At 40.7% G+C, this 23,181-nt stretch carries 25 protein-coding genes; 14 read left to right on the plus strand and 11 right to left on the minus strand.

What is annotated here, in order from left to right:
* Positions 1-131 precede the first annotated feature (131 nt).
* From atpC to I6758_RS01665, 11 genes are all read right to left on the minus strand, one after another.
* Entirely contained in the window at positions 132-551 is a 420-nt protein-coding gene (atpC, locus tag I6758_RS01610) for an ATP synthase F1 subunit epsilon (protein WP_196603474.1), read from the minus strand.
* A 3-nt stretch (positions 552-554) separates the two neighbouring features.
* Positions 555-1,967: a F0F1 ATP synthase subunit beta gene (gene atpD, locus I6758_RS01615; RefSeq protein WP_196603475.1), complete on the minus strand. Its 1,413-nt coding sequence runs from the start codon at positions 1,965-1,967 to the stop codon at positions 555-557.
* A gap of 15 nt (positions 1,968-1,982) precedes the next feature.
* Entirely contained in the window at positions 1,983-2,987 is a 1,005-nt protein-coding gene (atpG, locus tag I6758_RS01620; protein ID WP_231038452.1) for an ATP synthase F1 subunit gamma, read from the minus strand.
* 51 nt (positions 2,988-3,038) lie between these two features.
* A complete protein-coding gene (gene atpA, locus I6758_RS01630) occupies positions 3,039-4,547 on the minus strand; it encodes a F0F1 ATP synthase subunit alpha (protein WP_196603476.1) in 1,509 nt (502 codons plus the stop codon).
* 19 nt (positions 4,548-4,566) lie between these two features.
* Positions 4,567-5,109, minus strand: a complete 543-nt coding sequence (locus I6758_RS01635; protein WP_196603477.1) for a F0F1 ATP synthase subunit delta — start codon at positions 5,107-5,109, stop codon at positions 4,567-4,569.
* Positions 5,103-5,606, minus strand: a complete 504-nt coding sequence (atpF, locus tag I6758_RS01640) for a F0F1 ATP synthase subunit B (protein ID WP_196603478.1) — start codon at positions 5,604-5,606, stop codon at positions 5,103-5,105. Before atpF ends, I6758_RS01635 begins: the two co-directional genes overlap by 7 nt.
* A 44-nt stretch (positions 5,607-5,650) precedes the next feature.
* Entirely contained in the window at positions 5,651-5,899 is a 249-nt protein-coding gene (gene atpE, locus I6758_RS01645; RefSeq protein WP_196603479.1) for a F0F1 ATP synthase subunit C, read from the minus strand.
* 68 nt (positions 5,900-5,967) lie between these two features.
* The gene (gene atpB, locus I6758_RS01650; protein ID WP_196603480.1) at positions 5,968-6,645 is read right to left on the minus strand and encodes a F0F1 ATP synthase subunit A; all 678 of its coding nucleotides are present in this window, start codon (positions 6,643-6,645) and stop codon (positions 5,968-5,970) included.
* Between the two features lie 71 nt (positions 6,646-6,716).
* Positions 6,717-7,097, minus strand: a complete 381-nt coding sequence (locus I6758_RS01655) for an ATP synthase subunit I (RefSeq protein ID WP_196603481.1) — start codon at positions 7,095-7,097, stop codon at positions 6,717-6,719.
* A 162-nt stretch (positions 7,098-7,259) separates the two neighbouring features.
* A complete protein-coding gene (locus I6758_RS01660; protein ID WP_196603482.1) occupies positions 7,260-7,865 on the minus strand; it encodes a hypothetical protein in 606 nt (201 codons plus the stop codon).
* Positions 7,866-8,079: 214 nt separating this feature from the next.
* Positions 8,080-9,123: a mechanosensitive ion channel family protein gene (locus tag I6758_RS01665; RefSeq protein ID WP_196603483.1), complete on the minus strand. Its 1,044-nt coding sequence runs from the start codon at positions 9,121-9,123 to the stop codon at positions 8,080-8,082.
* Positions 9,124-9,314: 191 nt separating this feature from the next.
* Between I6758_RS01665 and I6758_RS01670 the strand changes: the two genes are divergently transcribed.
* The 14 genes from I6758_RS01670 to I6758_RS01735 all read left to right on the plus strand — a co-directional run bounded on the left by I6758_RS01670 (position 9,315) and on the right by I6758_RS01735 (position 23,137).
* On the plus strand, positions 9,315-9,851 hold the full coding sequence (locus I6758_RS01670; RefSeq protein WP_196603484.1) for a GNAT family N-acetyltransferase: 537 nt from the start codon (positions 9,315-9,317) through the stop codon (positions 9,849-9,851).
* Between the two features lie 198 nt (positions 9,852-10,049).
* A complete protein-coding gene (mreB, locus tag I6758_RS01675; RefSeq protein WP_196603485.1) occupies positions 10,050-11,063 on the plus strand; it encodes a rod shape-determining protein in 1,014 nt (337 codons plus the stop codon).
* A gap of 122 nt (positions 11,064-11,185) precedes the next feature.
* Positions 11,186-12,028, plus strand: a complete 843-nt coding sequence (gene flgF / locus I6758_RS01680; RefSeq protein WP_196603486.1) for a flagellar basal-body rod protein FlgF — start codon at positions 11,186-11,188, stop codon at positions 12,026-12,028.
* Positions 12,029-12,068: 40 nt separating this feature from the next.
* Positions 12,069-12,863, plus strand: coding sequence for a flagellar basal-body rod protein FlgG (gene flgG / locus I6758_RS01685; protein WP_196603487.1), 795 nt, complete (start codon positions 12,069-12,071; stop codon positions 12,861-12,863).
* An 11-nt stretch (positions 12,864-12,874) separates the two neighbouring features.
* Positions 12,875-13,858 (plus strand): flagellar basal body P-ring formation chaperone FlgA, encoded by a 984-nt coding sequence (gene flgA / locus I6758_RS01690; RefSeq protein WP_196603488.1) that lies wholly within the window; start codon positions 12,875-12,877, stop codon positions 13,856-13,858.
* Positions 13,859-13,880: 22 nt separating this feature from the next.
* Positions 13,881-14,480, plus strand: a complete 600-nt coding sequence (locus I6758_RS01695; RefSeq protein WP_196603489.1) for a flagellar basal body L-ring protein FlgH — start codon at positions 13,881-13,883, stop codon at positions 14,478-14,480.
* 22 nt (positions 14,481-14,502) lie between these two features.
* Positions 14,503-15,627 carry a flagellar basal body P-ring protein FlgI gene (locus I6758_RS01700; protein WP_196603490.1) on the plus strand — a complete coding sequence of 375 codons (1,125 nt, stop codon included), beginning with the start codon at positions 14,503-14,505 and terminating at the stop codon, positions 15,625-15,627.
* A gap of 10 nt (positions 15,628-15,637) precedes the next feature.
* The gene (locus I6758_RS01705) at positions 15,638-16,033 is read left to right on the plus strand and encodes a rod-binding protein (RefSeq protein ID WP_196603491.1); all 396 of its coding nucleotides are present in this window, start codon (positions 15,638-15,640) and stop codon (positions 16,031-16,033) included.
* Positions 16,034-16,166: 133 nt separating this feature from the next.
* Entirely contained in the window at positions 16,167-17,570 is a 1,404-nt protein-coding gene (locus I6758_RS01710; protein WP_196603492.1) for a phosphodiester glycosidase family protein, read from the plus strand.
* A 142-nt stretch (positions 17,571-17,712) separates the two neighbouring features.
* Entirely contained in the window at positions 17,713-18,006 is a 294-nt protein-coding gene (locus I6758_RS01715) for a biotin/lipoyl-containing protein (RefSeq protein WP_196603493.1), read from the plus strand.
* A gap of 143 nt (positions 18,007-18,149) precedes the next feature.
* On the plus strand, positions 18,150-20,066 hold the full coding sequence (locus I6758_RS01720; protein WP_196603494.1) for a SpoIVB peptidase S55 domain-containing protein: 1,917 nt from the start codon (positions 18,150-18,152) through the stop codon (positions 20,064-20,066).
* Between the two features lie 219 nt (positions 20,067-20,285).
* Positions 20,286-21,050, plus strand: a complete 765-nt coding sequence (locus tag I6758_RS01725; protein WP_196603495.1) for an MlaE family ABC transporter permease — start codon at positions 20,286-20,288, stop codon at positions 21,048-21,050.
* Positions 21,051-21,062: 12 nt separating this feature from the next.
* Positions 21,063-21,794 carry an ABC transporter ATP-binding protein gene (locus I6758_RS01730; RefSeq protein ID WP_196603793.1) on the plus strand — a complete coding sequence of 244 codons (732 nt, stop codon included), beginning with the start codon at positions 21,063-21,065 and terminating at the stop codon, positions 21,792-21,794.
* A 65-nt stretch (positions 21,795-21,859) separates the two neighbouring features.
* Positions 21,860-23,137, plus strand: a complete 1,278-nt coding sequence (locus I6758_RS01735; RefSeq protein WP_196603496.1) for an MlaD family protein — start codon at positions 21,860-21,862, stop codon at positions 23,135-23,137.
* The last annotated feature ends 44 nt before the right edge of the window (positions 23,138-23,181 follow it).

The following is a 23,181-nucleotide window of genomic DNA, read 5'->3' on the forward strand; positions in this document are numbered from 1 at the left end:
AAAATACTGAATTCTCAGGGAATAAAATATCATATTAAAGAAATAACTTACTAATATTATATGTTTTATAAGTGCTGAAAGCAAATAAAAAAACCACGGCTATAAGATCAGCCGCGGTCAAAAATAAACTGCTATATATTTTTTGTTGCATGCAGACGGGCCTTGGCACGGTCTAGTGCCGCATGAGCACGCATTGAATCTATATCTTGATGTTCTTCAGGCGTTTTTTGCAGGATTTCCAGTCGTTCCTTTGCCCTGTCATATGCCTTTTGGGCACGATTTATGTCAATATTTATAGGCAGTTCGGCAGCAGATGCCAGCAAAGTTATTTTATGCGGAGTTACCTCCATAAAGCCACCGCAGACAGCTATCAGCTCTTCACCGCCATTCCTTTTTACACGCATAGCATGGGGCAGGATGCCGGTCAGCAATGGAGCATGTCCGGAAAGAATACCTAATTCTCCACCGGTAGAATAGACAATAGCCATTTCGACGTCTTCAGAATAGACCATTTTATCAGGAGAAACAATTTCCAATTTAATTGTTGACATGGATTATGCCTCCTGTTTTGCTTTTTTTGCTGCCTCTATTACTTCATCTATACTGCCGACCATATAAAATGCGCTTTCGGGCAGATCGTCATGCTTGCCTTCCAGAATTTCTTTAAAGCCGCGTATCGTTTCCTTAAGCGGAACATATTTTCCCGGAGTACCGGTAAATTGTTCTGCTACAGCGAATGGCTGGCTAAGGAATCTTTGAATCTTGCGTGCACGGGTGACAGTAAGTTTGTCTTCATCTGATAATTCTTCCATGCCCAAGATAGCAATGATATCCTGAAGTTCCTTATATTTCTGTAGAACAGCTTGAACACCGCGGGCAACATGATAATGTTCATCACCAATCACATGCGGGTCAAGTATACGGGAAGTCGAATCAAGCGGATCTACCGCCGGATAAATACCTAATTCAGCGATTTGGCGGGAAAGAACTGTGGTAGCATCAAGATGAGTAAATGTAGCAGCAGGAGCAGGATCTGTCAAATCATCTGCAGGAACATAAACAGCCTGAACAGAGGTAATCGATCCTTTTTTTGTGGAAGTTATGCGTTCCTGCAGAGCACCGACATCTGTTGTCAGTGTGGGCTGATAGCCAACTGCTGACGGCATGCGGCCAAGCAGAGCGGATACTTCCGAGCCTGCCTGGATAAAACGAAATATATTATCGACAAATAAAAGCACATCTTGATTTTTGACATCACGAAAATATTCCGCCATGGTCAGTCCGGTCAGAGCCACACGCATACGGGCACCTGGCGGTTCATTCATCTGACCATAAACAAGAGCAGTTTTATTTATAACTCCTGATTCAGTCATTTCTGACCAGAGATCATTCCCTTCGCGTGTGCGTTCGCCTACGCCGGAAAATACAGAATATCCGCCGTGCTGAGTAGCTATATTATGTATTAGTTCCATAATAAGTACGGTTTTCCCAACACCGGCGCCGCCAAATAAACCAATTTTACCGCCGCGTGCATAAGGAGCGATAAGATCGACGACTTTTATGCCTGTTTCCAGAATCTGCGTAGCTGTTTCTTGTTCGTCAAATTTTGGTGCAGGCCGATGGATAGGCCAAAATTCCTTATTGCCCACAGGTTTTGGATTATGATCTACAGTCTGTCCGAGAACGTTGAAGACTCGTCCAAGTGTTTCTTCACCAACGGGAACCTTTATAGCTGATCCTGTATCAACAGCATCCATACCACGTGTCAGTCCGTCAGTAGAACTCATTGCGATACAGCGGGTGATGCCGTCACCTAAATGCTGCATTACTTCTACCGTCAATTTAATATCAATGTCACCGGATTTGCCTTCTATGGTGATTGCGTTTAATATTGCGGGCAAATCTTCGGCAGGAAATTTAATATCTACGACAGGTCCTATGACCTGTACAATTTTACCCTTAGCCAATGATTAAAAACCTCCTCACTTAAGTGCTTCCGCACCACCCACGATTTCGGTGATTTCGCGGGTAATGTTGGCCTGACGTACTTTATTATAGTGCAGATCCAGCCTGGACATAAGATCCTGAGCATTATCTGTAGCATTGCTCATGGCAGTCATTCTGCTGGACAATTCGCTGGCAGCGGCCTGCAGCAATGCGGCATAGATCATGGTAACGATATACTGCGGCAATAAAAAGCCGAGTACCGTTTCGGCTGAAGGCTCGTAAATATATTCGGCGTGCGGTATATTCGCAGCTTCTGCACCTACATTTTCAAACGGCAACAGCTTCACTGTTTCAGGAACGGCAGACATGGCGGAAACAAAACGTGTATAGATCATATATACAGCCTTATATTTCCCTTCAGTGAAAAGCGTTGTAATTTCTGCAGCGATAGTGCGGGCATTGTCGTATTTAGGTCTTTCGCTGAACCCAGTATAGCTTTTTACCACATTGTAGCCATGTCCCTTAAAATGTTCAGACGCTTTTCGACCAATAGCAATAATATCAAGATCATTTTTTGCCACAGTCTCTAGAATGGTTTTTTCCAAAAGGTTTTCAGAATCTGTCTTTGTAGGCTGTTTTTGTGGTGCTAGCTCCGATGCTGTTTTAGTACCAATTTTGGCAGTAGATTTTTTATGTTCCAGTATAAAGTTTTCTGCTTCATTGGTACCGGTAATATGAATTTTTGCTTCTTTGAAAATATTACTGGAATAAGCACCAGCAAGTCCCTTGTCAGAAGATAGAATGACGAACAGTATTTTTCCTGTGTCGTGTTTTTCCAGTAGAGGATGAGAGGTGCCTGATATATTCGAAGCAACCTCGCCAATCACCTGATACATTTTTTCGGCATAGGGTTTATTAGCTACCGCGGCTGCCTGAGCTCTTCTCAGCCGGGCAGAGGCTACCATTTTCATGGCTTTAGTGATCTGCTGGATATTCTTTACGCTTTTTATACGATGGCGTATATCCTGTAAACTGGCCAAAAGTTAATCACCTCGCCTTTTATTTGGCAAATATACTTAGAAAATAGTTGATTAAAAGGTATATGATGATTTGAATTCTTCAATAGATTTATTTATCTGGGCTTCTAAATCATCATCAAGTTTTTTCTGTTTATTGATAAGGTCAATAAGTTCGGAATGTGATGAGTTGATAAATTTAAGATAATCCTGCTGGAAAGATGCTACTTTTTCTGTTGGAACATCAGTCAGAAAACCACGAACAGCAGTATAGACTACCAAGACCTGTTCTGCTACATTCAGCGGCGAGTATTGGGCCTGCTTCAGAGTTTCGACCATACGGGCACCGCGATCCAACTGATCTTTCGTTGCTTTATCAAGATCGGAACCGAATTGAGCAAAAGCGGCCAATTCACGGTATTGTGCCAAATCAAGGCGCATGCGGCCTGCAACTTGTTTCATCGCTTTTATCTGGGCACTGCCGCCGACACGGGAAACAGAAAGACCGACATCAATTGCGGGTCTTATCCCTGAATAAAACATTTCTGTCTGCAGCATTATCTGTCCGTCAGTGATGGAAATAACATTTGTAGGAATATAACCGGACACATCACCGGCCAAAGTTTCGATTATAGGGAGTGCAGTAATAGAGCCGCCTCCCAATTCATCCGATAATTTTGCAGCACGTTCCAATAGTCTGGAATGTAAATAAAATACATCACCCGGATATGCTTCGCGCCCTGGCGGTCTGCGCAGAAGCAAACTCATTGCACGGTAGGCAGCTGCGTGTTTTGACAAATCATCATAAACACATAAAGCATGCTTGCCCTTGTACATAAAGTATTCGGCCATTGCAACACCGGCATAAGGAGCTATATATTGAAGCGGAGCACTGTCTGCCGCCGTAGCAGCTACAACAATACTGTATTGCATAGCGCCATTGTCTTCAAGTGTTTTGACTACACGAGCTACGGTAGAAGCTTTCTGACCTATGGCAACATAGATGCAAATACAATTTTGGCCTTTCTGGTTCAAAATTGTGTCAACTGCTATAGCTGTCTTACCTGTGCCGCGGTCACCTATGATCAGTTCACGCTGACCTCTTCCGATGGGAACAAGTGCATCAATTGCCTTTAGACCAGTCTGCAGAGGTTCATGTACGGATTTTCTATCGGCAATTCCGGGGGCGGGATATTCAACGGGACGATTTTCCTGCGAAGCTATGGGACCTTTACCGTCGATGGGACGCCCGAGTGCATCGACAACACGGCCTATCATAGCGTCGCCGACAGGGACCTGCATTATTTTTCCGGTACGTTTTACAGACGCACCTTCTTTTATTTTATTTTCACCACCGAGCAAAACAGCACCAACGCTGTCCTGATCAAGATTAAGTACTAGACCATATATATCACTGCCAAAATCGAGAAGTTCGCCTGACATGGCTTTATCAAGACCATGAATATGAGCGATACCATCACCGATTTCCATAACAGTGCCAACATCATCAACGTTCAAATCAACATTGTAGTTTTTGATTTGTTCCTTGATGATGGCTGTTATTTCCTCAGGATTCATTTTCATAAGAAGTTAGTCACCTCAATCAACAATTTGCCACCAGTTGTTTTTTTATAGATTTTATTTGGCCCACAACACTGCCGTCGATGAGCCTGTCACCTATTTTTACAATTACGCCGCCTATTATAGAAGAATCAATATTTATTTTCAGCTGTATAGTTTTCGCAGTAATGGTTTCCAATTTTTTCAACAAAGTGGTATGCTGAGCTTCTGTCAAAGGAAAAGCTGTTTTAACATAAGCAATTTGGATACCTTGAGCTTCATTGGAAAGCGCATGGAAACTGGTGATTATCTCCGAAAGCAGTGATATGCGATGTTTATCAATTAGCAAAAGCATAAAATTACATATCTCTGAATCAAAGGAATCAGTTAATATCTGCGACATAAGTTCCTTTTTTGCCTGTGATTTAATCTGAGGATTATCCATGAAGGTTTTTAATTCGCGGTTATCCTCAAATAATTTACTGAGTTGTGCCAGCTGGCTGTCATGTAGTGCCAGCTTATTTTTTTCCTGTGATAATTCAAACATAGCGGCAGCGTATTTTTTGGCTAACTGAATATTCAGCATGATAAATCACCCAGCTTGTTTTTATCAAGCTTTTCAATGAATTCACCGATCAGTTTCTGATTGGCAGCATCATCTATATTGGTCGCAATGATTTTGCTTGCAGCCGCCATCGATAAAGAAACCACTTCGCCTTTAAGCTGTGTGGCAGCGCGAGCGCGTTCACGAACAATATCTTCTTTTGCATTTTGGCGCATCTGTTCAATTTCCTGCTTAGTCTGAACGACGGAAGCATCATATTCCTGCTGAGCGCGTTTCATTGCTTTATCAATTATTTCCTGGGCTTTCAGACGGGCTTCAGCAAGCTGCTTCTGATATTCATCTAAGGTTTGTTTGGCTTTTTTTTCATCATTTTCTGCTGATTCTATAGAATTTGCAATTTTTGCTTCACGGTCATGGAGCATTTTCATGATCGGCTTATAGGCGAATATTCTAAGAAGAATAACCAGTACAATGAAATTGACAAGCTGCGCTAAAAGCGTTCCATCAATATTTATCAATTTTACTGTCCTCCTTTTATTGTAAACTGAAATAAAGTTTAAAATCAGAGGACTTTTGCAGCACTTAAGATAATGAAGCCGACAACGAGAGCGATGATAGGCATAGCTTCAATAAGACCAACTGAGATCAGTGTGTTGACAAATAACGTATTTTTAGCTTCCGGTTGACGGGAAATACCTTCAATAAGCCTTCCTGTTACGAGACCGTCACCGATAGCCGCACCGAATGCTGCCAAACCTAACATGATACCGACTCCCAATAAAGCTGCTGCTGTCGCAATTGAATTTTCCATTAAAGAAATCCTCCTCAGAGTTATTAATATAATATTATGCCGGTTACGGCACTTTAAACGAATTAAAATTAGGCGTCTTCCTCGTCATTGACACCATCGGCGAGATAGGACATTGAAAGCATTGTAAAAACAAATGCCTGTACGATACCGACAAAAGTGCTGAATGCAAGCCAAATTACGCCTGGTATCACTTCCGCAAAAATATTTGGCAGGAGTTTAGGCAGGATGTGAATCAAGAGTTCACCTGCCACGATATTACCGAAAAGACGGAAAGAAAGAGTGATAGGTTTTGCTATTTCTTCAATCAATTTTATAATTACGAAAGGGGCGAATGGTTCAAAAAAATGTTTTATATATTTTGTCCCCTTATAATAGAGCCCTAGTACATGAAGCATTACCACTACTAAAAGCGCCAGACCCAAATTAGTATTTAGCGTATTAGTGGGCGATGCCATACCTGGAATAAGACCCCACCAGTTAGAAATAAGAAGAAAAAGAAACAATGAAATTAAAAATGGAGCGAATAAAACTCCTCTCTTTCCCAGATTTGCATTGATCTGGCTGTTAAGACTTGTTATGATCAGCTCGAATATGTTTTGCAGTCCGACCGGAACCAGTTTCATATTACGGGTCGCGACTATTGACATAATAACAACGACAGCCATGACCATCCATGTCATCTTTAAAGTTTCCATGTTAAAAGATAAACCGAATAACATGAGTTCATGAGCCGCACTTTCAGGCATAAAATCACTCCCTATATTAAATTTTGAAATAAAGCTCTATATAACAGCTCCTGATATAGGAACTATATAGACTAATGAATTTTTTTCTGGTAAGAAAAAATTATAAGATTAATAAATATTACAAGATGCATAATGAAAAAACCTGTGATAAAGGCAATAAAAAAAACCTTGGAAAATTTTATTACGATTAATAAAATCAGCAGAAGAAAGACAATACGGAATAAAATGCCGGACCGAGCACTTCGTTTGGCGGCAGGTTGAGACAGCAGCATTATTTTTCTTATACGTACTGCAAGCATAAAAGCGTAATATACAGCGGCAAGATACCCGCAGATAATAGCTGTAAACAAATAAACATCACTGTTTAGGAATAGATTAATAAAAATCAGCAGTGTGATCGCTAAAATTGAAATTATAATTGAGCGGCCGCGCACAGCCGCAAAATCGTGCATATGTAGCCTGCCTTTCCTTTAATATCGTATTAAAACAACTGCTATAAATATAGCATATAATTATTCCTATAACAAGGGATTTATGTCAAGTGAAATAATGCGATAAAGACAAGAGCCACAACCTAAAAATCATTTTATATATAAATAATTTAGATGATATCATTAGTTATTATTGCTCGATTGAATGTAATAATACAATGATATATGTAAAAGCAGGAGGTAAAGTAAAAGTTCTCCCAATTCTTCGAGAAGTTCCCCCTTATATTTCCCAAAAAAATGTCCGGAGTCGCCTGTAATGGAAAAAAGTGTGCAAATGCAGGAATATACAAGCAACTTTACAGGAAACAGATGGTATGAGAAAATTTTATACCAAGGCGTTGTAAAGATAAAACCAGCTAAAACGACCATAATAAATATGCCGATAATTATATTTATTATGGCATGATGTGGGATTTGATTCATAGGTACAAGAATAGGACCATCAGGACCAATACCCAGAGGGAAAAAGCAACGGCCCCAATTTAATTCTCTTCCGGTAAGTAATAGAAAGAAACCACTGATTGTCAGTTGGAAATTATGACGTCTTTTATAAAAAAAATAAAAATTTATTAGTGCGGCTGCTGCAAGAACAATTACCTGTGTACTTTCCAGAGGTCCATTTTCCCATGCAAAAGAGTCCGGAAGTATAAATGACAGTGGCAAAATAAATATTAATAATAAGATCTCAAATGAATTAACGGCCTGCTTTTTCCAAAATAGTCCATCCATATGGTGTATATCTCCTAAAAATATCCACTACGATAGTAAAGATTTGATTACTATATTGTAAACGAATGCTTACTATTTTTCAAGTAGAGATTAAAAGATATTTTTCCTGAAGAGAAAATAAAAAATCTCCGTGCTGTTGTATTGAATAGGTACAGCATGGAGATTCGAAGAATAAAACAGTCTGTTTGTTTTTGTATTAAATAACGCATCAAATTTATTTTTGAGTAATAACAGTGCGCACAGGAAAGGGAATATTTATATTTTCTTCACGATATCTTCTTGTGAGCTCTTTTATAGCCTCATGTTTTATGACATATTGGTTTAAAAATATATTTGATTTCATATTTATATTGAAGTTAATGCTCGAATCCGCAAACTCAAAAAATCTTACAGATGGTTCAAAGTCGACATTGCCTTCTATTTTAGTCAGAACAGTACGGGCTGCCTCTATGCTGACTTTTTCGACCAGTTCGAGATCGCTGTCATAGCTGACACCTACAGTGAGCGAAATAACTATTTCCTGTTTAGGCATATTATAATTGGTTATAGTAGAAGAGGCTATATCCTTATTGGGAACGATGATTATATTGTTAGCGGGAGATTGTATTTTTGTAAATCGCCACGTTATATCAACTACCTGACCGACGTTTCCGTTGCCGAGTTTTACGAAATCGTATAATTGCAGCTGTTTGGACAAAATAATATGCAGTCCGGAAAAAATATTGCTTAACGTATCCTGAAGACCAAGAGCGACAGCCATACCGCCTACCCCTAAAGCAGTCAGAAGAGGTGTTACCGATATCCCAAGATACTGCAGCACAATGATCGTGCCAGCTGAATATATTATAAAGGAAATTATATTGCTAAGCAGTGAAGTTGTTTGAGTATTTTCTTCGGCACGTTTGATGTGCAGTGTTATCATGCCGGATACAGTACGTGCTGCGACACGTGTCAGAGAAAAAATAATGACAGCATAAAGCAGGGAAGACAGTAACTGTGTTATAGTGGCATTGATAAATTTTACGGAATTAATAGTCCAATATAATCCCACAGCGGAACACCAAGCTACAGGAAGCCCTTTTATTGCGTTGGCGAAAACATAAGGAAGGGTGTGCAGCTCAAGGTGTTCATGCAATTTTTTATTTATAAAACTATTTATTAATTTGCCTGCTATCAGAGCGGCAACCTGAATAAAAAAAGGAACGATAAGAAGACTCAACCAAGCCTGCCAGCCTTTTATACTCTCGAATATATCCATGATGATTCCTCCGGTATGATAAAAATTTGTAAACAAACATTATACTGACTATACGTTGATCAACAGATGAGCGCCAAGGCAAAGCAGTATAATTTACATTGAGTTTGTAATGTATTATACTAACAATATAAAATTATAGCAATGAAGAACCTTTTGATAACGGCTGAAGGATAATTAGGAGGGGTATTATAATGGACGGCAGGATAATAAAAAAAGGTACACGGATTCAGTTTCGGCAGGCAGAAAAAGATGATATGGATTACATCATGGAAGTAGAGTACAAACCGGAAAATGCGAAATTCGTAATTCCCTATACACGAGATGTCCATATGAGTACGCTTAATACAAAAGAAGCAATACATATAATCATCGAAACAATTGATACAAAACAAAAGGTGGGGTTTTTGATGATAGCGGGGCTCGACAATCCATCCAAAGAAATTGAATTTACGCGCATTATTCTTGATAAAAAAGGCATAGGTTATGGCCGGGAAACGCTGAAAATGCTTAAGTCATGGGCATTTGACGATTTAAAGTTCCATCGTGCATGGCTTGACTGCAAGGATCATAATGAACGTGCTCTGCATGTCTACGAATCAGAAGGCTTTATTCGTGAAGGGTTTATAAGAGAGACTATATTGACTGACGGTGTTTACGAAAGTCTGGTGATATTAGGTATACTCGATAGAGAATATTTTGCCAAAAAAAATAAAGCGGCTGTTTTATGATGCTGGAAGAGAAGTTATTGAAAGTATTAATATAGCAAGGGTAAATGCGGGAATTTTTTCCAATCAAAAAAATTCCCGCATTTATTTTTTTATGGTCATGCTCAAGCCTGCTGCTGATGTGAAATATATATTGATAATGTCTTTATAATATTATATAGTAGTACACATACAGGTTTTTAGTTTTAGGAGGAATATTTAATGTTTGGAATGGCTAAGGATATCGGTATAGACCTGGGCACTGCCAATGTTTTAATATATGTCAAGGGCAAGGGAATTGTTCTGCGTGAACCCTCAGTTGTCGCGGTTGATAAAGATACCAATCGTATCCTTGAGATAGGCGAAGCGGCAAAAAAGATGATCGGACGCACACCGGGGAATATAGTAGCAATAAGACCGTTGCGCGATGGCGTGATTGCTGATTATGACATAACGGAAAAAATGATTCAATATTTTATTGAAAAAGTTGCCGGACATAGTTTCCTTGTGAAACCGCGCATAATGATATGTGTGCCTTCAAAAGTCACAACTGTTGAGAAAAGAGCTGTAAATCAGGCAGCAAAACAAGCAGGTGCAGCTGCGTCGTTTTTAATTGAAGAACCGATGGCTGCGGCATTGGGGGTAGGAATAGATGTTTCCGAACCTCAGGGCGTAATGGTGATAGATATAGGCGGTGGTACGACAGATGTAGCAGTGATAAGTTTAGGCGGTGTCGTTGTAAGCGAATCGCTGCGAGTTGCCGGTGATAAATTTGACGAGGCTATAATAAAATACATAAAAGCCAATCACAATATTATGATTGGCGAAAGAACTTCCGAAAATATAAAAATGGATGTAGGTACTGCTATAAAAGGGGCCCGCAATGTAAAAATGGAATTTCGCGGCAGAGATTTACTGAGTGGCCTGCCAAAAACTATTGAATTGACTTCCGATGAAATTGCCGAGGCACTTAAGAGCTCAGTGGATTCAATAGTGCGATGTGTGAAAAAAACATTGGAGGATACGCCGCCTGAACTTGCGGCTGATATTATGGATCACGGTATTATAATGACGGGAGGAGGCTCTATGCTGCACGGTTTAGATCAGCTTATACAAAAGGAAACGGCAATTCCAACATATTTGGCAGATGATCCGTTGTCCTGCGTAGCGATAGGAACCGGAAAAGCACTTGAATGGGTGGATAAGCTCGGAAAAAATAATAAAAGAATCAAATGATTTGCTGTGCGATTTATTTTCCGAATGAGTAATATTATGCTGGTGCAAAAAAGGATAGGCAATAATTTTAGCGAATATATATTTATAATTTGTAGTTTTGTATTTGAATTAGGAGTGATGATATGCTGCGTGGGCTGTATACGGCTGCAACAGGGATGATGACTGAACAAATACGTACTGATACGATAGCCAATAACCTGGCAAACGTCAATACTAATGGTTATAAAAAGGATGAAATGATAAGCGAAGAGTTTGAATCGGTCCTTTTACATCGTATTAATGATGATTCACAGCAGGGCAGTATACTCGATCTGCAAAACATCGATACAGCACGAAAATATCTTTTGAAAGGAACTGTGGCTGCAGATGAAGGCGGTACGGCACCTTCCATAGGTTCTTTGGGACGCGGCGCAAAAGTTGCTGAAATAGCTGTTGTCCGTGATCAGGGAGCACTTGAAAACACGGGAAATAAGTTGGATCTTGCCATCACCGGAGATGGATATTTTTCTGTAAATACACCGCAGGGAGTCCGTTATACACGCGACGGCAATTTTTATCGTTCTGCCGCGGGGCAACTGGTGACAGCAAATAATCAGGCGGTGCTGAATACAGCGGGACAAGCTATAAATCTGCCTCCCGATACAGCGGACATCAATATTGGCGCTGACGGAACGGTAAATGCGGGCGGACAGAATTTGGGACAGATCGGATTGGCCGGTTTTGCTGACCGCGGGGCTTTGCTGAAAGAGGGAGATAATTTATATCGCCCGCAAAATGGGGCACAGCCGCAGCAGGCGGCAGGTTCAATTCAGCAGGGCTGGCTGGAGAGATCCAATGTTAATGTGGCAAGAGAAATGGTTGAGCTTATTAATAATTACCGCACATATGAAGCTGATTCTAAGGCACTGGTGACGCAGGATTCTTTGTTGGATAAAGCTGTTAATGATGTAGGCCGGGTATCGTAAAAAATATTTATGTTATGGTTTTGAAAGGAGTCTTACGATTATGATGAGAGCGCTTTGGACTGCTGCCACAGGAATGACTACGCAGCAGCAAAATATGGATGTTATTTCTAATAATCTTGCCAATGTAAACACTACAGGCTATAAGAAACAACGTGCTGAATTTCAGGATTTGATATACCAGACACTCCGTCAGCCGGGAGCAACAAGCGGGCCGAACACTATTTATCCTGCTGCCATGCAGGCCGGACATGGAGCACGGCTGTCCGCTACAAATAGAATTTTTACACAAGGCAGCTATCAGTCGACAGGCAATCCGACTGATATGGTCATTGATGGCGACGGTTTTTTTCAGATAACGATGCCTGACGGTACGATAGGTTATACGAGGGATGGGTCATTTAAATTGGATGAAACACGTCGTTTAGTCACATCTGACGGATATCCGCTGGACCCTGAAATTGTCATTCCGGAAGATGCGCCATCGGATACAATAACAATTGGCTCGGATGGGACTGTTTCGGCAACACCGGCAGGGCAGGATACTCCGGAAGAAGTCGGCCAGATAAATTTGGCAAGATTTGTAAACCCGGCGGGACTGTCTGCACAGGGAAAAAATATTTTTTATCAGACTAATGCCTCGGGTGACGCTATTGTCAATAATCCGGGTGAAGACGGAGCGGGAACGATAACCCAGGGGTATCTCGAAATGTCAAATGTGCAGGTGGCAGATGAGATGGTTAATATGATAGTTGCCCAGCGCGCTTATGAGTCAAATTCAAAAGCTATCACAACCAGCGATTCTATGCTGGAAATAGCCAATGGACTTAAACGGTAACTGAGATACTTATGATGAGAGAGAAAATTGTTATTGCAGTTGCATTTGCCATTTTTTCTTTTGTATCCTCAGCATCCGCTGCGGCGCCAGCATGGGTGACTGTTAATAGTACAGGGGTGATATGGGGCGAAGACATCCTTCTGGGATCAATAGCCAATATTGCCTGTGATGATGGTCAGCGTCTGCAAGACCTGATAAATATGAAGCTTGGAACTATTTTACAGCCGGGCGGTATAAAAAATATTTCTGCATATGTATTGAAATTAAAGATACAGTCTTCTGGTGTGGATAGTGACAATATAACGTGGTCCATACCGGATAATATAACAGTTACAAGAATGTCACAGACAGTAACTTCAGCACAGATAATCACTGAGGCTAAGATAAAGATGGAGCAGGCTGTCAAGGAAAGCGGTGAGCAGAGAGGATGGGAGCTTGAACCATTGAACGGTACTTCTGATATGGTTATTCCACCCGGCGAATTGCAAATGGATGCAGAAATCCCTTACGGAATAAAATATGCGGTGCCCACCATAGTTTACGTTAATTTCAAGGTAAAGGGCAAAGATGCGGGTAAGGCTGTATGCAGATTGCAGCTGCATATATTTGATAATGTTGTTGTTGCAGCCAGAGCAGTGAGGGCAAATAGCATTTTGACAACGGATGATCTGCGCCTTGAAAAAAAAGAAGTAAGTGCCGTAAATATATATTATATGACTGATCTTGATAAGGCTGTGGGGGAAATGCCTCGTTATCCGCTTAAACCCGGTGATGTAGTGAGAGAAAATTTATTGGCAAGCCCTGTTCTGATTGCAAGAGGGGCACCAGTCCACATTATAGTCAACCATAACGGATTGAAAATACAGACGGATGGAACCGCAATGACTAACGGCAGCAAAGATGAATTTATTAAAGTAAAAAATTCAATAACGGGAATTGTTGTTAATGGACGGGTAGTTGATCAAAATACTGTTGAAATTCAAATGGATAATTAAGATATTGATCGCAGGTGATACAATGAAAAGTGGACGGCTAATAATCATAGTGTTCTTCTTATTTACTGCACTGGGTTTTCAGCAGCCATCGGCTGATGCACAGTCATTATGGGCCGATACGCAGAACAATTCATCTATGAGTTTATTTGCTGACAGGAAAGCGCATGGCATAGGTGACATCTTGACTGTTGTTATAAGCGAATCATCTTCAACGAGTGCCACAAAATCGACAAGCAACGGGAAAACAGCGAGTAATTCACTGAATGCAGGAGCCGGAATCTTTAGTTTCTTGGCACAGGCCAGTGCGGGTCAGACCGACAGTTTTAAGGCCACAGGTTCGGCAAAAGATACGAATACGGTAAGCGGCAGAATAACGGTGACTGTGGTTGATGTGCAGCCGAATGGGAATATGATAATAGAAGGAACGCAGTCTATCTGGCAGAATAAAGACGAACATAAAATCACTTTGCGCGGTGTAGTGCGGCAGGATGATGTAGCTTATGATAATACTATTTCTTCCTACTTGGTTTCTGACGCCACTCTCAAATTTGACGGAAAAGGTCCTTTAAATGCGAAACAAAGACAGGGTATTCTGTCACAGATATTTAATATACTTTTTTGATATATGAAAAAGAGGATGTTATATGCAAAATATATTGAGAACAATAGCCTTTGCCGCAGTAGTCTTTTTTATCGCTGGATCGGCCGGAAATGTTTTTGCTGCTGATGCTTCTGCGGCAAGGATAAAAGATATTGCAAAGGTAGAAGGCGTACGTTCAAATCAGCTGGTGGGTTATGGCTTGGTTGTGGGCCTTCCAGGTACGGGTGACAGCAATAAGACCATTGAGACTTTAAACTCTGTAGTCAATATGCTGAAAAACTTTGGAGTAAGTATTGACAGCACAGCAGTGGGGACCTCCACGTTAAAGACAAAGAATGTTGCGGCTGTTATGGTGACCGCGACTCTTCCGGCTTTTTCTCATGCGGGTGATAATATAGACTTTACTGTGTCATCAATGGGAGATGCGAAAAGTCTGACAGGAGGAGTTCTGTTACAGACACCTCTGAAAGCGGGTAATGGGCAGGTTTACGCTGTGGCGCAGGGACCGATAGCTACAGGAGGATATTCTACTTCGGGCGGAAGTAAAAATATAACGACAGTCGGGACTGCAAGCGATGGAGCAATAGTGGAACAGACAGTAGAGGACAGTCTTGGACAGAATGGAACCATTTCTTTATCCGTAAATAATGCTGATTTTTCGACAGCGGCACGTATTGCGGGAGCGATTAATTCAAACTTTGGCGGAGTAGCTTCGGCAGTCAGCCCAGGAAGAATTAATGTATCAGTGCCGGCTTATTATCGCAACAATATTGTAGGCTTTGTCGCCAATCTCGAAAATTTGCCGGTAGTGCCGGATTCTCCTGCAAAAGTAGTTGTCAATGAGAGGACAGGTACTATTGTTATGGGCGGCAATGTCAGTGTTGATGAGGTCGCTATTGCGCAGGGTGGATTAAGTATAAGTATAGATAAAACGACAAATGTTTATCAGCCGGCGCCATACAGTTTAGGCAAAACAATTGTTACAAAAAATAATACTACCAATGTGAAGGAAGAAAAGGCCAATACGGTTGTACTCGGAGCAACGGCTGATGTAAATGATGTAGTAGGAGCACTTAATGCTGTTGGTGCAACGCCAAGAGATATTATTTCTATTTTGCAGGCTATGAAGGCATCTGGGGCATTGCATGCCGAGCTGCAGGTTATTTGAGGACTTGAAAATGGAAAAAATAAATTCTATAACGACAATACCCGCCATGGAGCAGGTCAAGCAGGCACAAGAACTGAAACAGCTGAAAGCGGCTGGGGAAAGTCTTGAAAAAACCGCAGGAAATGCTGATACAGCCAGAGGCGCTTCTAAATTGAAGGATGCGTGTGTGCAATTTGAGGCGATGTTTCTTGACTTGATGTATAAAGAAATGAGAAAGACGGTACCTGAAGATTCGCTGCTGGGAGATTCAAATGCGGATAATATTCTGCGCTCAATGCATGATACAGAGATGACAAAAAATTTGGCGCAGGCTGGAGGCGTCGGGTTGGCTGATATGCTCTATCGGCAGATACAAAAGCAGGATGTAAAACCACCGCTGATGGCAGTAAATACGTATAAGAAATAGATTTGGCTGATATCAGAGAGGCTGTTGCAAAATATAAATTTGTGAGCTGATTGTTTATTCTTCAGGCTGCAAATCAATGCATTTTGCAATAGGCTCTTTTGTTTTAATTACTATAAAAAGAGGGATATATTCGGTGATAAAAAATTTAAATAAATTTGTTAATATCATAACGTTTTTGGCTATTATATTTCCGTCAATAGCATTTGCGGCAAATCGTCCACTCAATATGACAGAAGCCCGTTCGGGGATCTCTGAGGAAAATGTGCGTATAGTCCTTCAATTTGATAGTGTACCAACATATCAAGTAACTGCAGATCCTTCAGGAAAAAATATTCGTATGGATTTTTCAGGTGTGGATGCGGCCAGAGCTAAAAATAATGTAGCTGTCGATGGCGATATAGTACAATCTGTGGATATTACAAATACGCAGTCAGGCTGTAACGTCCTTATTGCATTGAATCAGGCGGTGCCTTATACGGTAAATACTCTGCAGAATCCGGCAAGAGTATTTATAGATATAAAAAGATATTATGAACATACAACAAAGCGCAGTATTGAAAGCGGACTTGATTATACGGCATACGACAGACGTAATGCTGATGGAGTGCTCAAAGCATATATACTTGATATAGATCCTTCCAAATTTGAATTAATTCCTGTACTTGGCGGCGGACGAACCCTGGGGAAAAATACGGTTTCAAATATGGTACACTATTATAATGCTGAAGCAGGAGTCAATGCTTCTTATTTCGGCGGGCAAAAAGATGTATACGGTTTGACAAAAATTGATGGGACTGTTGCTACGACTACATATCTGGCCCGAACAGCATTTGGCATGGATACTGCCGGAAAAGCGATAATCGGAATAGTAAATTATAGTGGAAGTGTTCACACTAAAAACGGGGATTTTCCCATCAGCGGAGTTAATTGTGATCGCAGTGCTGATACGATAGTGGAATACAATTCTTTTTATGGGAACAGTACGGGAACTAATGAATATGGAATAGAATATGTTGTTCAGGATAATAAAATAGTGAGGATAAATACCAATGATACAGCCCTGAGGGACGGACAAATTGTAATTTCAGCACATGGTGTAATGAAAGATGCTTTGAGCGGTATGAAAGTCGGAGATGAAATGACTGTCAACGAAGATCTCGGCGATATTTGGAAAAATGCGGTTCAAATTGTGGGAGTGGGACCGCAGCTTGTCAAAGATGGAAAGGTAGATGTAACTGCCGATGATGAACAGATAGGACCAGATGTAACAGGCGGAAGAGCACCTCGTACTGCTGCAGCAATCAAGGCAGATGGTCATGTGATGCTGGTAGTTGTTGATGGTCGTCAATCGCAAAGCTCTGGTCTGACGTTAAACGGATTTGCACAATTGCTGATTGATTCAGGGGCAATTGAGGCAGTAAATTTTGATGGTGGCGGTTCTTCGGAAATGGTGATAGGCGGGCAAATTACCAATTCGCCGTCAGATGGAATGGAAAGACCTGTGGGAGTGGCACTGGCTGTTGTGAAAAAAAAATGATAGAAAATATTTGAGGCAAAGCAAAAATATTCTGCTTGCTATTAAAGTATGCTAATGTATAATGAAAAGAAAAGGCTTATAAGAATTAATTGCTATAGTAATAATATGATATATGTTTTTATAGCGAAAGGAGCTGCTTGAATTGAAAAAAAAGTTGTTGATTTTATTTTTTATAGTTATTATGGCGGGAATTTATCATATGGCACAGGCTCAATCCATAATTGAGGAAAAATCCGCTTTAACGGGAACTGTATCATGGACAGCACAAGCTGGAAGTATGGTAAAGGAAGGCAGCGATTTAGTAAAAATAGACACAATGACAGGAGAAACGGCAGCCAGCAGGGCTTCGTCGGACGGAACGGTAAGGGAGATCCTGGTGCATCCGGGTGAAAAAATAGCAGTTGGGCAGATCGTGGCCAGGATTACAGCCGAATAGCAGATAATTTTCTAGTTTGGAAGAAAAAATGTGCAGGGCGTTTATTTGTTGTCGATATGATGTGGGCAATTGCATGAGTCGGTATATAGAATCCAGTAAATTTTGAGGTGAATTTTTTGCAAAAAATTGGGAAGAGTTTTTTTGTGTTATTAATTGCGTGCATTTTATCAGTACCTGTCACTGGTATGGCAGCTATGCCGCCAATATTGACAGCACAGCAATTGCAGCCTGGAATGATAGGAACGGCTGAGACTGTGGTGCAGGGTAACGAAGTGGAAAGCTTCAATGTAAAAATAATAGGTGTAACTGATAACGGGAAGGGCGCGGCCAGGCAGATCATGGCAGAAGCTTACGGACCGGTTATAAATGATACAAACGGTGTCATACATGGAATGAGCGGCAGTCCCGTGTATGTAAATGGATACTTGATAGGTGCTATTGCCCGCGGTATTGGCAGTGATACAAATCCCCGTGTATTTTATATAACACCAATAGAAGATATGTTAAAACTTTGGAATCTGCCTGATCCAAAAGCTGATGAAGGCTCAATCAAACAGGTAAAGATAAATCCATTAGACAGAAAAGAAATGCTTGCAAAGGATGAAGCTAAGCTGGAGGCTATATTCAAAAAGAAAAAAGATATATCGGATAAAATGATAATAGGTACCAAACCGAAAATCAATCAAGAGGAAAGCAGTAAAATGCAATTTGTCGATACGACTGATTGGAAAAAGACATATGGATATGAAAGCACACCTAATGATGTATCAGTCGGCATACCATTGGCTGTAAACGGTTTTTATGGTGCAGGAATGAGTTTTTTGAAAAAAGAGCTTTTGCCATTTAATATGTATCCGTATGCCGCGAGCTTAGGGTCGGGCGTTTCTTCAAATGATGACAGTCCTGTCGGTCCGGCTGATGTGATCCCTGGAAGTTCTGTCGGAGTGGCATTATCTTATGGAGATTTTTCCGTAGGGGCAGTGGGTACCATTACGGCAGTGGATGAAAATCGAATACTGGCCTTCGGCCATCCCTTTACATATAAGGGCAATGTTAACTATTTTATGACGGATGCAAGCATTGTCGGTACAGCGAGCGGCTTAGTGAACGGACAAAAGGTCTCATCTTTTGGAAAAATAATCGGACGTATAAATCAGGATCGCTACTCTGGTGTGAGCGGTATATTGGGCAGATATCCCTCTGTAGTTCCGATGAAGGTTACGGTTACTGATAAACAGACGGGAAAACAATCAGTTTTTGCCACGAGTATTGCTTATGATGAAGAGCTGCTGCCTAATTTAGCAGCAAGCGTTGCTTATGCGTCATTGGACAGGACTATAGATAGCCTCAGCTCTGGCACTGCAAATGTCAAATTTGCCATAAGAACAAATGCTGTTGATAATGGAGAAATAGACAGAAGCAATATGTACTATAACAGTACCGATGTGGGGCAATTTGCTGTTTCTGAATTAGGGCAGCTGCTGAATATTATTTGTACCGATACAAATAGACAGTATGATGTCACAGGTATAAGTATTGATATGATATTTAATGAAAAAAGAAAAACAGCCTCCATTATTAGTGTAATTCCCGATAAATCTGTGGTTCATCCGGGAGAAGTGGTAAACTTGAAGGTTATTCTTGAACCATACAGAAGTCCGCAGGAACAGATACTTATCCCGTATACTGTCCCGCAAAATCAGGCGTCAGGCAATATGACACTGGAAGTGAGAGGCGGCGGTCTTGTGCCGGTGGTTATTTCTCCGTTGCAGGGATTGGATTTGACGCCTGAGGAGAATAAATCATTGTCAGCTGCCGATAAAATAAAGGGATTTTTACAAACTGACAAGAATAATGAAATCATTGTGGCAGCAGCTGTTCCCGCAATGATAAGCGAAAAAGATCAGGAAAAGGCTATAGCCAGCGCTTTGGAAATGCAAAAAAAATTGGAAGCGGACGGACAAATGGGGAAAAAAAGCTTCGAACCAAAAGAAAATAAAGCAGTGACGAGCTATATTATTGATAATGTGGTACGTATAAATTTAAATGTAAAAAAATAATAGTATTGCTTTTTAAAAAAAATAGTAAATTAGTATTTACTATTTTTTTTATTATTGTTAAAATCATGTAATAGAATGTTTTTACATATGAGTATTGCAGATACCTTGTTTTAAAATCTAAGGGATGATTTTGGTGTGAAAATAGTGTAGGTGAATTAAAAACTATTGCTGAGCATGTTTTGAAGCAAAGTGTTTTTATGAAGTGAAGGTGGTGTTTGGATGTTTATGCTGGAAGCTGTTGGAACTGCTGTTCTGAAAGTTTTAGGGACATGGGGCGGCTTTATCATGCTTTTCTTTCAAACGCTGAGCCAGTGCCGGCGGATGCCAAGGATACATCATATTCTTCAGCAGATGGCGCATCTTGGAGTTGATACACTGCCGATAGTGGCATTAACGATGCTTTTTACGGGAATGGTACTGACTTTACAGATCGTTATTGAGTTTATAAGGTTCGGTGCGCAGTCTACTATAGGCGGTGTAGTGACTATCGCCGTTGGGCGTGAACTTGGACCGGTTCTGGTAGGCGTGGTAGCAGCAGGCCGTGTCGGTGCGGCTATTACGGCAGAAATAAGTACTATGAAGGTGACTGAACAAATTGATGCTCTGAAGGTCATGGCTACTAATCCGATCAGGTATTTAGTGGCACCAAGACTGCTTGCCTGTATGTTGATGCTGCCTCTTCTTGTTGTCTTTGGCGATGTCGTTGGTTCCTTTGGCGGATGGCTGGTCGCAAATTATTATGATATTTCTTCTTTTATGTATAAGCAGTCGATAGGTACCTTTGTTATAGTGCATGATTTTACGGGCGGGCTTATAAAAGCGGTGGTGTTTGGTATTATTATTGCTGTTATTGGCTGTTATTATGGATTGAATGCGGAAAATGGGGCTGAGGGAGTTGGCAAGGCAGCAACAAAATCAGTAGTGGATGCAATTATGGCAATCTTTTTTTTCAATTGTTTCTTATCTGCAATTTTATATCGATGAGGTGACTGGATGATAATAAATTTGACAGATGTGAACAAGTCTTATAGAGACCACAGTGTTTTAAGGAATATAAATTTATCTATAGATAAAGGAGAGACCCTTGCAATAATAGGAGCCAGCGGTTCTGGGAAAAGCACCTTGCTGAAACTGATGATCGGCTTGGAACAGCCGAGCAGCGGTCATGTCTGGATAAAGGATAAAGATATATCGAGCTTAAGAGAAGAAGAACTTGATAAAGTCAGGTTGAATATGGGAATGGTCTTTCAATATTCGGCACTTTTTGATTCCATGACAGTTGCCGACAATGTAGCATTTGGCTTAAGAGAACATAGTTCACTGGCTGAAAAAGAAATAGAGAGTATAGTAGAAAAGAAATTACATACGGTCGGCTTGGATCAATTTGGACAGTATATGCCGAACCAACTATCCGGGGGTATGAAAAAACGTGTAAGTTTGGCCCGGGCGATAGCCTTTGAACCTGAAATAATATTATATGATGAGCCCACATCCGGGCTTGATCCAGTTATGGCGGGGAAAATAGATAAGCTTATAAAATATACACAGGAAAAAATGGGAGTGACATCGGTAGTAGTCACACACGATATGAACAGTGCTTATTATATTGCTGATCGTATTGCGATGATTTACGAAGGGAAAATTATAGCTGTGGGGGATGCAAAGGCTATAAAAACTTCTGCTGATGAACGAGTACAGGAATTTATAAATGGTGGACGAATAATATAAAATGGATTGAGCTTATTGTTAAATAGGATGGTTTCGTCTATTAATCCTGTGGTGGAGGTGATTATATGACAACAGAGGCTAAAGTTGGTCTTTTTACGATCTTGGCGTTAGTGCTGGCAATAGCTATCATAATGCAGTTAGGCCACATCAGCTTTGGGGGAGAACCAAATTATAAGATAACAGCATCGTTTAAATATGTTAATGGATTGAAACCCGGCGCACTGGTCAGATATGCGGGGGTTGATGTGGGAAAGGTGCGGACTGTTAATACAAATGGGCTTGGTGCGGATGTTCTCATGGAAATAAAAGACAATATAAAGATACCAAAAAGTTCGGTAATAACTATATCCAGTGATGGGCTTATGGGAGAAAAATTCGTCAATATATATGCTGATGGACAGGAAGATTATACTTATTTGTCTGATGGAGAGATGGTAAAGGGGACGGAAGAACACAGTATTGAATCTTTGGTTGCATCAGCGTCTCAAACATTGGAAAAAGTTGATAAAATGATTACCTCAATGAATAATATCATCGGCAATCAGCAGGTGCAGGAATCGTTGATCGCATCAGCAGTCAATCTGAAAAATATCACAGAAAGCATGGATCAAGCCGCTGCGGTAATAGCCCGTATGGCGGGCAATAATGAGGGAAATATCAATGATATAATACAGAATATGGTATTGCTGACTTCAAGTATGCAACGCACATCCTATAGTGTAGAAAATATGGTTAATGAAATGAATGGTGACGGTCAAATGACTGAAAACATGAGGACGGCAGTTGCCAATCTGGCCAGTACCAGCAACAGAATTGAGAAAATGGCAGCGAATTTAGAGCCTGTTATATCTGATCCGCAGACAGCGGAAGAGCTGCAAAGCATGATTCATAATGCCAGTGATGTTTCGAAAAGGGCCAATAAAATAATGACTAAGATCAGTTCTATCCAAACAAAAGTGGGCACGGATGTTTTGTACAGCGGGAAAAAATCCGATTTGATGGTTAATGCTGATCTTAGAATTTATGATAATCCTAATGATTTTTTATTAATTGGAGGAGATGATATCGGGGGGGATAATCCAACCACGAATTTGCAGATAGGTTCCGGAAATAATTTTTTTTCAGGCCGCATGGGTCTCATCGATAATAAACCCGGAGTGGGGATTGATACATACAGCGGGCCATGGAGATTTTCTGTTGATGCGTATGATTCTGATGACATTCGAATTAAACTGCGGGGACAGTATAGAATAGCACCAGATGTTTATCTTCTTGGCCAGGTCAATGATGTCAACAGCAAGGCTGACCGAACGACCTATTTGGGCATACGCAGGGAATTTTAAAAAGTGTTTTGATTATACACGTTCATATTTGGGAGGCAGCAGTT

Origin of the sequence: Pectinatus haikarae (genome assembly GCF_015732185.1) — a bacterium.
In the GTDB taxonomy this organism is placed as follows: Bacteria; Bacillota; Negativicutes; order Selenomonadales; family Selenomonadaceae; genus Pectinatus; species Pectinatus haikarae.

What these genes read in the sequence shown, in the direction of transcription:
- atpC (WP_196603474.1), bottom strand. Translation starts at nt 551, where the DNA reads ATGTCAACAATTAAATTGGAAATTGTTTCTCCTGATAAAATGGTCTAT.
- atpA (WP_196603476.1), bottom strand. Translation starts at nt 4,547, where the DNA reads ATGAAAATGAATCCTGAGGAAATAACAGCCATCATCAAGGAACAAATC.
- I6758_RS01635 (WP_196603477.1), bottom strand. Translation starts at nt 5,109, where the DNA reads ATGCTGAATATTCAGTTAGCCAAAAAATACGCTGCCGCTATGTTTGAA.
- atpE (WP_196603479.1), bottom strand. Translation starts at nt 5,899, where the DNA reads ATGGAAAATTCAATTGCGACAGCAGCAGCTTTATTGGGAGTCGGTATC.
- atpB (WP_196603480.1), bottom strand. Translation starts at nt 6,645, where the DNA reads ATGCCTGAAAGTGCGGCTCATGAACTCATGTTATTCGGTTTATCTTTT.
- I6758_RS01655 (WP_196603481.1), bottom strand. Translation starts at nt 7,097, where the DNA reads ATGCACGATTTTGCGGCTGTGCGCGGCCGCTCAATTATAATTTCAATT.
- I6758_RS01660 (WP_196603482.1), bottom strand. Translation starts at nt 7,865, where the DNA reads ATGGATGGACTATTTTGGAAAAAGCAGGCCGTTAATTCATTTGAGATC.
- I6758_RS01665 (WP_196603483.1), bottom strand. Translation starts at nt 9,123, where the DNA reads ATGGATATATTCGAGAGTATAAAAGGCTGGCAGGCTTGGTTGAGTCTT.
- I6758_RS01670 (WP_196603484.1), top strand. Translation starts at nt 9,315, where the DNA reads ATGGACGGCAGGATAATAAAAAAAGGTACACGGATTCAGTTTCGGCAG.
- mreB (WP_196603485.1), top strand. Translation starts at nt 10,050, where the DNA reads ATGTTTGGAATGGCTAAGGATATCGGTATAGACCTGGGCACTGCCAAT.
- flgF (WP_196603486.1), top strand. Translation starts at nt 11,186, where the DNA reads ATGCTGCGTGGGCTGTATACGGCTGCAACAGGGATGATGACTGAACAA.
- flgG (WP_196603487.1), top strand. Translation starts at nt 12,069, where the DNA reads ATGATGAGAGCGCTTTGGACTGCTGCCACAGGAATGACTACGCAGCAG.
- flgA (WP_196603488.1), top strand. Translation starts at nt 12,875, where the DNA reads ATGATGAGAGAGAAAATTGTTATTGCAGTTGCATTTGCCATTTTTTCT.
- I6758_RS01695 (WP_196603489.1), top strand. Translation starts at nt 13,881, where the DNA reads ATGAAAAGTGGACGGCTAATAATCATAGTGTTCTTCTTATTTACTGCA.
- I6758_RS01700 (WP_196603490.1), top strand. Translation starts at nt 14,503, where the DNA reads ATGCAAAATATATTGAGAACAATAGCCTTTGCCGCAGTAGTCTTTTTT.
- I6758_RS01705 (WP_196603491.1), top strand. Translation starts at nt 15,638, where the DNA reads ATGGAAAAAATAAATTCTATAACGACAATACCCGCCATGGAGCAGGTC.
- I6758_RS01725 (WP_196603495.1), top strand. Translation starts at nt 20,286, where the DNA reads ATGTTTATGCTGGAAGCTGTTGGAACTGCTGTTCTGAAAGTTTTAGGG.
- I6758_RS01735 (WP_196603496.1), top strand. Translation starts at nt 21,860, where the DNA reads ATGACAACAGAGGCTAAAGTTGGTCTTTTTACGATCTTGGCGTTAGTG.